General features: G+C 59.5%; 9 protein-coding genes and 4 pseudogenes. 7 read left to right on the forward strand and 6 right to left on the reverse strand.

Translation table 11 applies throughout. The features are described from left to right. Window positions 1-238: 238 nt before the first annotated feature. The 5 genes and pseudogenes from U0023_RS26630 to U0023_RS26650 form a co-directional block, all read left to right on the forward strand. On the forward strand, window positions 239-1,321 hold the full coding sequence (locus U0023_RS26630) for a 2-aminoethylphosphonate--pyruvate transaminase (protein ID WP_245272824.1): 1,083 nt from the start codon (window positions 239-241) through the stop codon (window positions 1,319-1,321). Next, entirely contained in the window at window positions 1,305-2,639 is a 1,335-nt protein-coding gene (locus U0023_RS26635) for an O-acetylhomoserine aminocarboxypropyltransferase/cysteine synthase family protein (protein WP_009488743.1), read from the forward strand. Before U0023_RS26630 ends, U0023_RS26635 begins: the two co-directional genes overlap by 17 nt. A 29-nt stretch (window positions 2,640-2,668) precedes the next feature. After that, a complete protein-coding gene (locus U0023_RS26640) occupies window positions 2,669-3,733 on the forward strand; it encodes a fatty acid desaturase family protein (RefSeq protein ID WP_009488745.1) in 1,065 nt (354 codons plus the stop codon). A gap of 8 nt (window positions 3,734-3,741) precedes the next feature. Next, a complete protein-coding gene (locus tag U0023_RS26645; RefSeq protein ID WP_009488747.1) occupies window positions 3,742-4,542 on the forward strand; it encodes a gamma-glutamyl-gamma-aminobutyrate hydrolase family protein in 801 nt (266 codons plus the stop codon). 387 nt (window positions 4,543-4,929) lie between these two features. Continuing rightward, window positions 4,930-5,151 (forward strand): annotated as a pseudogene (locus U0023_RS26650) (glutamine synthetase); the annotation flags it as partial. A gap of 17 nt (window positions 5,152-5,168) precedes the next feature. On the opposite strand, the pseudogene U0023_RS26655 reads toward U0023_RS26650, so the two are convergent. Then, a pseudogene (locus U0023_RS26655) lies at window positions 5,169-5,693 on the reverse strand (IS630 family transposase); the annotation flags it as partial. 118 nt (window positions 5,694-5,811) lie between these two features. Here U0023_RS26655 and U0023_RS26660 point away from each other — a divergent pair. Beyond that, window positions 5,812-6,867, forward strand: coding sequence for an IS110 family RNA-guided transposase (locus U0023_RS26660; RefSeq protein ID WP_009488753.1), 1,056 nt, complete (start codon window positions 5,812-5,814; stop codon window positions 6,865-6,867). A gap of 145 nt (window positions 6,868-7,012) precedes the next feature. On the opposite strand, the gene U0023_RS26665 is transcribed toward U0023_RS26660, so the two are convergent. From U0023_RS26665 to U0023_RS26685, 5 genes and pseudogenes are all read right to left on the reverse strand, one after another. Beyond that, a complete protein-coding gene (locus U0023_RS26665) occupies window positions 7,013-7,627 on the reverse strand; it encodes a helix-turn-helix domain-containing protein (protein WP_009488755.1) in 615 nt (204 codons plus the stop codon). 214 nt (window positions 7,628-7,841) lie between these two features. Then, window positions 7,842-8,372, reverse strand: a pseudogene (locus U0023_RS26670) (transposase); the annotation flags it as partial. A gap of 138 nt (window positions 8,373-8,510) precedes the next feature. Beyond that, a complete protein-coding gene (istB, locus tag U0023_RS26675; RefSeq protein ID WP_009494081.1) occupies window positions 8,511-9,257 on the reverse strand; it encodes an IS21-like element helper ATPase IstB in 747 nt (248 codons plus the stop codon). Between the two features lie 13 nt (window positions 9,258-9,270). Beyond that, window positions 9,271-10,779 (reverse strand): IS21 family transposase, encoded by a 1,509-nt coding sequence (gene istA / locus U0023_RS26680; RefSeq protein WP_195904271.1) that lies wholly within the window; start codon window positions 10,777-10,779, stop codon window positions 9,271-9,273. 217 nt (window positions 10,780-10,996) lie between these two features. Next, window positions 10,997-11,767, reverse strand: a pseudogene (locus U0023_RS26685) (IS1380 family transposase); the annotation flags it as partial. A 483-nt stretch (window positions 11,768-12,250) separates the two neighbouring features. On the opposite strand from U0023_RS26685, the gene U0023_RS26690 reads away from it, so the two are divergent. Continuing rightward, window positions 12,251-12,421 (forward strand): NAD-dependent epimerase/dehydratase family protein, encoded by a 171-nt coding sequence (locus tag U0023_RS26690; RefSeq protein WP_280940645.1) that lies wholly within the window; start codon window positions 12,251-12,253, stop codon window positions 12,419-12,421. The last annotated feature ends 544 nt before the right edge of the window (window positions 12,422-12,965 follow it).

Genomic DNA, 12,965 nt, shown 5'->3' on the forward strand with positions numbered 1-12,965 from the left:
GACACTTTTATAATAGCGAGAGAAGTGTCTCATGCACTACTCAGTTGCGCAACGTAGCGAATCTATAACGACTGCAGTGGGCCTGAGTCGTTAAATTTTGCGATCTGAAAGGTGAGAAAGGTCGGGGCCGATTGGTAGGAAGTTCTGTCAACTTTTAACAGGGAGGCGTTGTTCTGTGCACGAAACGTGTCTTTTCACACCTGGGCCACTGAGTCTTTCCTTCGATGTAAAAGCGGCTATGAAGGTAGACTTGGGGTCGAGAGATGAAGCATTCAAACAAGTCACGCAACGCGTGAGAGAACGGTTGCTATTTGTTTCCGGCGGGCAGACAACTCACTCGGCCATACCTATACAGGGTAGCGGCACCTTTGCGATGGAGGCGTCCCTCACCACTTTCCTGGGTCAGGACGACAAAGCTCTTGTGTGCGTCAACGGGCTTTATGGCGAACGCATTGCAACAATTCTTGCAAAGATCGGGATAGCCTTCCAGGTGGTTCGCTTCTCTGACGCGGCGCCCGTAGATCTGACGGTTGTGGAGCGCACAATTAGTCAAGACAAGGGATTTACCCATTTGTGCATTGTCCACTGCGAGACCACGACCGGCCTCGTCAACCCACTTCACGACCTCGTGGAGATTGGTCGACGACATGGCATGGTTACAATCGTCGATGCGATGAGTTCGTTCGGAGGACTCCGACTGGAGGACGACATTGGCGGTATCGACATCTTAGTTTCCTCGGGGAATAAGTGCATAGAGGCTCCTGCAGGCGTTGCCTTTGCGATTGTGTCTAACCAGCTGCTGAATTTGGGAAAATCCTATGCACGTTCATATTGCCTCGACATTCTGGACCAGTGGCGGAGCTTTGAAGAGCACCGCGAATGGCGGACAACTCCTCCGACCCACGTGGTACAAGCCTTTGACAAGGCGCTCGAGGGACTTATCGAGGAAGGTATTTCTGCAAGAAACGCTCGGTACTCAGGAGTTAGAGGGAAGCTCCTTTTCGGGTTGAGGCCTCTCGGTTTCCGGACGGTGATTCCGCCGGAATACCAATCTCCAATATGCTTGGCGTTCTGTTCAGCTGAACTCGTACCTGACGAGGCATCCTTCGCTGCCTACTACCGGGCGCTCGCTGACAATAGAATCTACATCTACGCAAAATTCCATGAGGCAACGACCACATTCCGCATCGGTTGTATCGGGCAAATTCGAGATTCCTGGATCGATCAACTGCTGGCGGTAACGACCAAGCACTTTCGCATTTCGCCTTCTATTCGCCGCATAGGTAAGCTGCAGGAGCATCGCAATGCTGAAGAAGAATGATGAGCAAGCGCGTTGGGCCCATCCCGCAACCGCATCACTCCATGCAGGCTTCAGGAGTGATCCTACAACAAAAGCAGTGTGCGTACCGATATATCAAAATACCGCATACGAACTCGAGGGAGACCTTTCCAAGATCGCTGACGTCTACAATGTAAAAGAAGACGGATACACTTACACTCGGATCATCAATCCGACGACGAGGGCGCTTGAGGCACGATTTGCCGCTGTTGACAATGCAGCGGATTGCTTGGCTGTCGCCTCAGGTCAGGCCGCGACCTTCACTGCACTGGCAAACCTATGCAGTGGCCAACCAGGTGATAACGTCGTTGCCTCTCCCTTCCTCTATGGAAACACATGGAACCTGCTTCACAATACGTTTCGCAGGCTTGGTATTGAAGCGCGAACTGCCGGGAATTCCGACCCTGCCGAGTTCGAAAGACACATTGATGACCGCACCATTTGCTTATTCGGTGAGTGTGTCTCCAATCCGATCCTCGATCCGCTGCCATTGCGCAATCTAGTCGAGATCGGGCGAAAAAGAGGCATTCCGGTTGTGGTGGACAACACGACCACCCCCCTCGTCTGCCGCCCCGCGAGGCTCGGCGCGAATATGGCAACGTATTCTGCGACCAAGTACGTTTGTGGACACGGCACTACCCTTGGCGGCTTGATTTCGGACTACGGAAATTTCCCTTTTCATCAGTTTCCCAACCGCTTTCCCTTGTTTTCAGGGCCCGACGAAGCGCACGGCGGCATCCTCTGGCCCCAAGCCGTACAGGAGGTCAATGATCTCGGAAAGAGTGCAGCACTCCTGAAGGCACGAATGACGTGGCTACGCGATGTTGGCGCTTGCGCGAGCCCGTTCAACAGCTTTCAGCTTTTGCAAGGACTGGAAACATTGCATCTACGGATGCGCCAGCATTGCGAAAGCGCCGCAGCGGTCGCTGAGATGCTGGAAGACCATCCGAAGGTTGTACGGGTGACGTATCCATCACTGTTCACTGGGCGGAAGAAGGAACTCGCGGACGACCTGTTCGACAAGAGCTATGGCTACGGGGCCATGCTCATGTTCGAAGTCAGTGACGCTGCAAATGGACGCGCGCTCATCGAAAACATTGAGATGCTCTACCACGTCTCGAACGTTGGAGATGCACGCACCCTCATCACGCATCCGGTGTCCACGACCCACACGACGGTGCCTCGAGAAACGAGAATGGCCGCCGGTATCAATGATGGAACGATCCGCCTCTGTATTGGCCTCGAACATACAGAGGACATCATACGGGACTTGGAGCGAGCGCTTTCAGCCGTCAATTAATTGCCAATTACAAAAATTTCGAGGAAGTCATGATTGCTCAAGAGGCCTGGCCGCTGAGGGATGCTCGTTTCGAAAGCGTCAGCTTTCCCTCCGACATAAAGAGAGCACTCGCCACGTTGCGAACGGACAATATGACGGGTGCACTATACATCGCGAAAGATTATGCAGTAATCGTTGCTTTTGCTGCACTTGCATCGCAAGTCTCGTGGTGGTTCTATCCTCTGTCGGTTTTGTTCATCGGAGCGCATCAGCGTGGTTTGACCACTATTGCCCATGATGCGGCCCACAAGACCTTGGCGAGGAATGTTAAATTAAACTACTTTCTTGGCATTGTGTTCGCCGCCTATCCACTTTTTCAACGGCACTGGGCCTACCGGATTTCACATGTTCATCTGCACCATCCACATTTGGGAGATCCGGAGAAGGATCCAGATCTGAAGTTCTTCCTGGAGAGCGGTGTGTATGATGTACGTCACCCAAAGAAATACCTTTGGGATATTGTCATTTTTCCTTTGGTTGGCGGCGCAACGTTTGGCTACTTGAAGTACCTTTTCACTTATAGATTCAGTGTTAAGAACTCTGACAGCGGTGACGTTGATAAGACTGGAGTTCTTATCGATAAGTGGGGTTTCACGGTGTTTTGGCTGGCTGTATTCAGCGCATGCATAGCATTCAGTTTGCTCGACGAACTCATACTCTTTTGGATCATACCCTATCTTACGACATTCCAGATTATAGGTTGGTTCACCGAAATCGCTGAGCACTCTCCGATGTGCGAAGTTGAAGATACAAACCTTTATCTAACCAGGAATCGGAAGGGGAACTTTCTTGAGCGCATGCTCTTCGGCGTAAATCTGGATGAATATCACCTGGAGCATCACCTCTCGCCCGGCATACCTTTCTGGCTGCTCAAGAAAGCCCAGGAAATTCGGATGGCCGATACTGAATATCGGAATGTAGCAGCCACTTGGAGTGGACTCTTCTGCAAGGGCCCTAAAGGACAGCCGAGCGTTATCTCGCAGCTGATCGATCGCAACCGTCGACTTTATGAAGCCAAACGGCTGACAGATCACGCTGTCGCCACGATTACGTAGAGAGAACAATGCCTCTGGTTGGAGTTACGGCAAATCGTCTCATCGACGACGGGGACCAACGAGAATGGGTTCGGAGGCGATACATTGATGCACTTGAGGCGTATGCGAAGGTCGAGATCGTCGTCCTGCCAACCCGCTCTATTGAAGACAAGAACGGAATTTGGCGATTGGTCAGTCGGTTAGACGGACTTGTCCTGACAGGAGATGAGTCGAACATTGACCCAGAATACTTTGTTCGATCGAACACACCACGGCCCGCTCCGACAGAAGGTGCTTACCGTCGAGCAGAGAGGGATCCCTTTAGAGACATGATGGTGAGTTTCGTTCTTCCTGCCGCTCTGCAGAAGGGATTGCCAATCCTGGGCATTTGTAGGGGCTTACAAGAACTTAATGTGTTCTTTGGAGGGGAGCTCTACGAGAACATTTCTGCGGACAGAAATATGCTTTGCCATAAAGAGGATTTGTCTCTGCCACGCGATCGACAATACGACCCCGTTCATGAGGTTTCCGTTCAATCCGGAGGGATGTTGGCGCGGATTCTCGGCAGTAGCGGGCCGATATTGGTGAATTCGCTTCACAGCCAAGGGATTCGGTGGTTGGCATCCGGGCTTAATTGCGAAGCGGTTGCCCCTGACGGCTTGATTGAAGCTGCGAGCGTCTCTAATGCGGGAACTTTCCAAGTTGGCGTTCAGTGGCATCCCGAGTGGCATATCGCTGACGACGCAGTATCAAAAATGTTATTTGCCGCATTTGGGAAGGCGTGCTCGGATTTCGAGTCAAAGCGACTGATTGCGGATCGCGCGGAATAGTAGGGCGGATACGTCTGGCGCGAAGCCGCTTTGTTACATGGATCGGATTATGCACGCATTGATGGCCCTCATGCCCGCATTCAGGCGATACGGACGGACTTCGGGCGTCCAAGCTCAAGCATGCGGTTCAAGGCAAGAACGGCAATGGCGACCTCGGTCCTGCGACGGCGATCTGTCCGCGAGCGTAAGCCGTCCCCCATCACTCGTTTGAAGCGGCCTACTACGGTCTCTACCTGATGCCGTACTTGCAGGACCAGCGCACGCACAGAAGAATGATCTCGCCCGGAAACTGGCGGCGTTTGAACAGAGACAACAGAGCGATTCCCCGACTGGCCGCCTTCGTCCAAACCGCCAAGGTTAATGCAACGGAATTCCAGAGAGGGTACAATGCAGCCAAGACAAGTAAATACAATCGAAGACGCCCGCCAGATCCTAAAAGACCGTGACCTTAGCCACGTCAAAGTTGGGGTGATTGATCTCGACGGAATTGTCCGTGGCAAGTATATGTCTCGCGACAAGTTCTTCTCAGCCTTAGAATCTGGCTTCAATCTTTGCGAGGTGATCTTCGGCTGGGATTCAAGCGACCAGCTTTATCCCAACGCTCAGTTTATACCAACTCCCATTGATCAGAACCCGTGTGCCCAGTCGCGCAGGCCGATGGACATGATGGTCCAAGGTTGATCGGTGAGCTTGGTCCAGGCCGCGCAGCAATGATCGAGAATGTCCGGGTAGGATGTGAAGATCCGGTTGGAGAGCCAGTTCTCCCTCATGTACTGCCAGATATTCTCCACCGGGTTCAACTCAGGGGCCTTGGCGGGCAGCGGCACCAGGGTGATGTTGGCCGGCACCTGCAGCTTGCGTGAGACATGCCAGCCGGCCCGATCCAACAGCAGCACCGCGTGCGCCCCGGGCGCCACCGCCTGCGCGATCTCCTTCAGGTGTTCATTCATCGCCTGCGTGGTGCAGCGGGGCAGCACCAGGCCAGCTCCCTTGCCTTCCGCCGGGCAGATCGCGCCGAAGATGTAGGTGGAAGCGGTGCGCAGATCCCGGGGCGCGGAGGGCCGCGTGCCGCGCTTGGCCCAGCGCCGGGTGATCTTGTTCTTCTGACCGATGCGGGCCTCGTCGGCAAACCAGATCTCTAAAGGCTTGCCATCGGCCTCATGGGTCGCGATTTCCGCCACACGCGTGGAGAAGTAATGGCATGGACCGGCCGTGCTCCCGGATGGAGCATAGGAGGACGGGACGGTCCCGCAGCGAAGGAGCTATGCCATGACCCAGCAGACCCAACCCGAGAGTATCACCACCATCGGCATCGACCTGGGTAAGAACACCTTCCACCTGATCGGCATGGATGCCCGCGGAAGGATCGTGCTGCGCCGCAAGGTCTCGCGCGGGCAGCTGCTGCCCTGCCTGGCCAACCTGCCGGTCTGTCTGATTGGGATGGAGGCCTGTGCCGGGGCTCATCACGTCGGGCGCCAACTCGCGACCCTCGGCCATGACGTGCGCCTGCTGCCGGCCCAGTATGTCAAACCCTTCCTCAAGGGACACAAGAACGACTATCGCGATGCCGAGGCCATCGCCGAAGCAGCCCAGCGGCCGACCATGCGTCCCGTGCCGCTGAAGTCGGCCGAGCAACTCGACTTGCAAGCCCTGCACCGGGTGCGAAGCCGACTGGTCGGGCAGCGCACAGCGGTGATCAACCAGATCCGCGGCTTCCTCCTTGAATGCGGCATCCCGGTGCGTCAGGGGCCAGCGGGCTTGCGGGAGGCGCTTCCGACGCTCCTCGCTCAGCGCACGGACGTGCTCTCGCCGCGCATGATCCACCTGATCGAGGATCTCGCCGGGGATTGGCGCCACCTTGATGAACGCATTGAGACGCTCACCCAAGACATCACGGCTTTGGCCCGGCAGGATGCGGGCTGCCGGCGGCTGATGGGGATCCCGGGCGTCGGCGTGATCACCGCCAGCGCCATGGTAGCAGCGGTGGGAACAGGAGCCGCGTTCGCCAAAGGCCGCGACTTCGCCGCCTGGCTCGGTCTGGTGCCCAAGCAGATCTCGACCGGGGATCGAACGATCCTGGGCGGCTTGTCCAAGCGCGGGAACCGCTACTTACGCACGTTGTTCGTGAGTGGAGCGCGAGTTCTCCTGCAGCGACCGGGCCACTGGGATGGGCATGGCTTCGGCCGCTGGTTGGCCGCGGCACGGGCCCGGCTGCACCGGAATGTGCTGGCCGCCGCCTTGGCGAACAAGCTCGCCCGCCTTGCCTGGGGCGTGCTGAACCACGAACATGGCTATGATCCGGAGTACACGATCCGCGGAGCCTGAGCCGCCTGCAGCACTCAGTCGTTCAATAATCGGGTTTCCCCCCGAGGTTCGCGAGAAGGATGTGACAGGATGGACGAACGGTTGCCCGGCGCACCGTAAGCCTGGTTTAAAAAATGGCCCGGTGAGGCCTTGAAAGTAAGCAGGCTCAGTGCACGCGGATTCCCATGATGGCCCGGAGCTCAAGCTCCAGATCGAGGCCGGATAGATTGATGCGAACCGTCTCTCCCCCATCGGCCACAGCCCTCTTGCAACGCACGGCCGGTCCATAGATTTTAAAAGCAGCCACGGCCGCGTCGCTCTTGGCATAATGCCGCAGCCGGGCCGAGAGCTTGCGATAGCCCAGCGCCCGCACCTCCCGGCTCAGCGTCTGTTTCGCAATCGGCACGCGGTACTCATCCCAGAGCCACTGGATCAGATCGACCAGGCGCCAGCGCACCACCCCGTGCACCGCCGGAAGGGGGCCACTCTCGACCAGGGCCAGCAAAGCCTCGCGATGGTGGGCGCTCAGCTTGCAGACATTCCCCGGTGCCTTGCCGTCGACCAGGGCTTCAGGTCCATGGGCGTTAAAGCGCATCACCCAGTCCCGCACCGTCTGCAACCCGACCCCGCCGACCCGCGCCGCCTTGCTCCGCGTGCCGCCATCGTAGATCTCGGCCAGCGCCAGCAAGCGTCGGCTTTGCCCGGCATTCCGCGTGGCCTTGGCTAAAGCCCGCAGCCGGGCTGCATCATAGTCCTGGCGAAGCTCAATCCCTGGGCGCATGGCGAACCTCCTGCTCGCCAGCATGGAATCAGACATGTGCCCGCCTGAAAACCCCAAATGAGTCAGCCTTCATGCCGCTTGGTATTACTGGTGGGTCTGACCGGATTTCAGGCATGTCTTCCCCGCCTCCGAGCTGTCGGCTTGGCGGATGAGGGCGGCGGGGTTGTTGGCGGACGGGACAGGGCTCGGGTCAGGGGCGTGTGCGCCCCTTCGATCAGGTGACAAGGCGCGGCAGACGGCCAAGAACCACCCGCAGGATTGTCTGGTCAGGACAGGCGCTCGGCAAATGCAGCTGGATCTGGGTTTTCCGTTCCACCACCCGGGCGGCAATCTTGATCAGACGCAGCCGCAAGGTATCAAATTGCGCGATGCGCCAGAGCGAGCGCTTCGGCATCCTCGCCCGCAGGCCCCACATCAGCCAATAGGCGCCCGCGTGCAGGAACAGCCGGAACTGGTTTGCCGTCGCTTTGGTGCACGACGTGCGGTCGGCCGAGAGATGCGCCTTCCAGGCCTTGATGTGGTTTTCCGCCATGCCGCGCCGGCAGTAGATCCGCTCGTAGAGGGTTTTGGCGCGGCCGCCGGGGAGATTGGTGACGATGAAGCGCGTGTCGCTGCCCTGCGCGCCGGCCTCGACCCGGGCGATGATGCGCTCAACCCGGCTCCAGCTTGCCGCACCGTCGAAGAACTCCGTGAAGCGCCGCACCTTGCCGTTCAGGGGAGCCGCGGCAAAGCGTGAGGATACCGACGAAGCCGTCCACTTCGTCCAATCTGAAGCCGTCCAGGCATTCCGATTTCAAGCCGTCCATGGGTCCGAGGTGAAGTCGTCCACCTGAGCGCCGCTCTTCGGGTCAGTGATGGATGGTGGTTGAGGTGGTGACGCTGGTCAAGCGTCGGCTGGCGTGTGGCGGGTCTTGCGCAGGCTCTCGCCGGTCAGATTAATCCGGTAGGCGTTGTGCACGACCCGATCGAGGATGGCGTCCGCCAGCGTCGGAACGCTGCCGATCATCGCGTACCAGTTCTCGACCGGCACCTGGCTCGTGATCAGCAGCGAACCGGCATCGTAGCGGTCCTCGACGATTTCCAGCAGATCGCGCTGCTGCTCGCCGGTGAGCGCCTCAGGACCCCAGTCGTCGAGGATCAGCAGCTTGGCCCGGGCAAGACTGCGTAACAGGCGAGAGTAGCGGCCATCGCTGCGGGCGAGATCGAGCGCCGCAAACAGCCGTGGCACACGATGGTAGAGCACCGACAGGTCCTCCCGGCAGGCCCGGTGTCCCAGGGCGCAGGCGAGCCAGCTCTTCCCGACCCCGCACGGGCCGGTGATCAACAGATTGCGCCGCTCGCGGATCCAGTCGCAGGTGGCCAGCTTGAGAAACAGCGCCCGGTCGAGGCCGCGTGCGGCCCGGAAGTCAACATCCTCGACGCTGGCGGGATGGCGCAGTTTGGCCGTTTTGGCCCGGGTCTCGCAGCGCTTCTGCTGCCGCGTCGTCACTTCATGATCGAGGATCAGGCCGAGCCATTCGGCATGGCCGAGCGCGTCAGCCTCGGGAGTGGCGCTGAGCGCCTTGAAGCCTTTGGCCATGCCGTGCAGGCCCAGCGCGTGAAGCTGGTCGAGGGTGGGATGGATCAACATGGTCGGTCTCCTGTCAGTGGAAATACCCCGGTCCGCGGACATTGGGGTGGGTGAGAACGGGCGTATCGGCGGCGGGAGCGCGCTCGCGGTAGGTGTCGAGAAGCGACACGATGCTCTTGTAGGTCAGCGCCTGGATCGCCAGGGCTTTGGCCGCGACCGCCTCGACACGCTCCTGCGGGATGCCGCGCATGTGCTGCAAAACCCCGATGCAGGTGCGAAAGCCCTGCTCGGGATGGCGGCGGGCGGACAGAATGGCGGCAATCAGCCCCTCGGTGTTGGGGCCGATCGACGCCGCCCAGGAGCGGAAGCGCTCGGGCGACCAGGCGGCATAGCGGCGATGCGAGCTCGGCATGTGCTCGGCCTGCGTGCCATGCGCCCGTCCCGCATAACGCCGCGCGTGGGCCGCGACGCGTCCGCCTTTGTGGAAGGCCTCGATCGTGCGCTGGGTGACGCGCACCTCGACCTGCTGGCCGATGAGGCCAAATGGCACCGAGTAGAAGAAGCCCTCGACCTCGATGTGGTAGTCGAGCCCGACCCGGGCGAACTGCCACTGCGCGAAGACGTAGTCCTCGGCCGGCAGGGGTGCGAGGGCCGGCTTCTCGATCGTCTCGAACAACTGGCGCCGGCTGACGCCGAGCCGGCGCATGGGTACGCTGTTCATCCGCTCGACGGCCTCGGCGATCGCGGCATTGGCCTCCTGGAGCGAGAAGAAGGTGCGGTGGCGCAGGCGACCGAGAATGTAGGATTGGGCGAAGCGCACCCCGGCCTCGACTTTGGCTTTGTCCTTCGGCCGGCGCGGTCGGGCTGGCAAAATGCCGACCGCGTAATGGGCCGCCATCTTGCCGTAGCTGCGGTTGATCTCGGGATCGTAGAACGAGGCCTTGTGGACGCCGCTCTTCAGGTTGTCCGGCACGACGAGCTTGGTCACGCCACCCTGGAACCGGAACATGCGCACATGCGCCTCGATCCAATCCGGCAGGGTCTGGGTCCAGGTGGCTTCGGCATAGGTCAGGTTGGAGGCGCCGAGCACCGCGACGAAGATCTCGGCCTGGCGGATCTCGCCGGTGAGTGGATCGACGATCGGCAGCTTCTTGCCCGAGTAATCCACGAACACCTTGTCGCCGGCGACGTGATGCTGACGCATGGTCGGCGTCAGGCGGCGCTCGAAGGAGCGGACCAGGTCGCAGAAACGCGAATAGCCGTAGCCGTCCGGATGGTCTGCCCGGTACTCCTCATGCAGGATGGCGATGCTGACGCCGGGCCGCTTGAGTTCCTGGACCAGGTGAGCCCAATCCGGCTCCGGCCGGCGGCGCGTTCCGACCCGGGTGCCCGCCCGGGCGAACAGCTTCTCCTCCAGGGCCGCGTCGGTCAGGTCCTCCGGCAGGGGCCAGGCCAGCCCGGCCGCCTTGGCCCGCTGGATGGCATCGCGCACGGTCGAGCGCGCCGCACCGACAATCCGGCCGATCTCGCGATCGCTGGTTTGGCTGGCGTGGAGCCGCAGCACTTGCCGCATCTGTCGCATGGTCATCTCTCTGTTTGCTGGCATCGCGTCCTCTCTGGTGGAGAGGTCGCAATGCCCCAATCGGATGACCCGGTGCAGCAGGGTTCTTCAGACCGATCCCTGGACGGGATCAAATCGGAAGGAGGGACGGCTTCAAGTCGGAAGGGTGGACGGGATCAAATCGGAACCGGGGACGACTTCAAGTCGGTACACATGGACGGATTGCGTCGGTATCCGCAAAGCGCGCCGCGGCGCTCGCCTCCAGGCCCGCGATGGGCCGGCGCAGAGTGGAGGTCGTCGCCACGCCGAGAATGAAGTCGACGCCGTTGGCGCGGCACCAATCGATCACCAGCGGGCCGCAGTAATGGCTGTCGGCCCGGATCAGGATGCGGGTGCTGGGCCAGTGAGCGCGGATCGCCCGGATGAGCCGGCGCAGGTGAGCTCGGATCTCGCTGCCCTTGGGTCGCTTGGCCGGGCGCAGCACGGCCGTGACGAAACGGCCTTCACCATCGAACACCACCATGGGCTGGAAGCCGTATTCGTCGTAGTGGCCATTGAACAGGCGCAGTTGCTGATCGCCATGGACGGCATCGAAGGTGTCGTCGAGATCGAGCACGATCTGCTTCGGGGCGTGTCGGAACGAGGCGCAGTACAGCTCGACCAGGGCTCGCCCCATGCGCACCAGAGCGCGAGCATCGGGCATGTTCTCCAGGCGCGAGAGGGTCGGCTGGGAGGCGAGATGGCGATCGGATGGCAGCACGTCCTGCGCCATCTTGAAGATCGGGTCGGAGCGCAGGCTGATGGCATCGTTGCCGTCCGCGTAGCCTGCGGCAATCATCAACAGGCGGAAGCGGATCAGATCGGGCAGGCGATGAACGACCTGATCCTGCGATCGCGGGTCATCGATGCACGCGGCGAGCCGCTCGGCCACCCTGAGCTGCTGGTCCACCTCGCGCAGGGCGAGAACGCCGGCGTCGGAGGACAGCATACCACCGTCGAACCGAGCCACAACGGGTTAAGAGCCTGAGCGGCTGAAAGAGAGGTTTCGCGCGGAGGCCAGGGCCGCGATTGCCGTCCTCGATCAGCATGACAGGGAGGCTGCGCCTTCAGGTCAGCTCGACCGCTCGCGCCGCGCGGCGCTGGGTTCAATTGAACCATCGCCGCCGATTCCACGGAACCGCAACACGCTCAAAGGGCGGGTCTCGAAGCGTCAGCAAGGGCCTCCTTCGCGTCCAATTGTATTGGAGTCATGGATGAGTGCTATCCAAACAGTGAATTTTACTACTTCCACTGCCACATTTAGAAAGCGTTGAATTGGAGTGGAGGCGAGTCCTGCAGGATCCGACGCCGCCAACCCGACCGGCGGTTTGGTTGATCGATGACGAGATTGTCGTGGTCGACACGCAGAAGCTGGATTTGACGCGGCAAGAGGAGGTCCAGCAATTTCTGTCACAAATAAAAAACGCTTGCGGTCGTAGTGGCGGCAGCGAAGGTGGCCAGTATCCTAGCAAATGACACTGCGCCTGCCGACTTCATCTATCAGAACCTGATGGTCAAGGCCAACGTGAACAAAGTGTCATTTAGATCTGGCGTTGAAAAGCTTCTCTTCCTCGGATCGAGTTTCATCTATCCGAAATTCGGTTCGGGCAGCAGAAGAAATTAGAATGCGCATCTCTTAAGTTTTGGCTGTGTGCCACAGTAGTCGGGCGGGCCAGTATACATTTTTGCTAGTTCGCCTCGCCTGGGTGTTGGCATCCGCCGTTTTTGCGGTGCCAGGTGCGTACAAGCGTGAACTCAAACCGTACGCTGGGGTGATGATCGGGCGGATGTCGCCATGATCCAACTCAGATCAAGAAGGTGGCATGCGAATGGTGGGAATGCTCGAGTGAAGGTCTGACTCTCTGCATGAGCGGTGAAATGTCAGCAGTTCCGATTCGGTGGTGAGTCAATGATCTCATAGATCCTTCTTGAACGGCGGCGCTTCGGACGCAGAAGCTTCGCGTGCACGAGTGGGCAAGTGATCGAAAGCAATTGTCAGACGAAACGCAGGCGAGCGCTCGAGAGACAAGCTGTTGGTTTCAGCTGGGGAGCGCCCATTCGACCTCTGCCTTTAAAGGAGATGTCATGTTGAACCGCATTATGAACGATCGGCCGGGAATGGTCCTTGATCTATGTCTCATGACCTCTGCCGTTTCATCTGCGCTCAC

It is taken from the genome of Microvirga lotononidis (assembly GCF_034627025.1).
Taxonomy (GTDB): Bacteria; Pseudomonadota; Alphaproteobacteria; order Rhizobiales; family Beijerinckiaceae; genus Microvirga; species Microvirga lotononidis.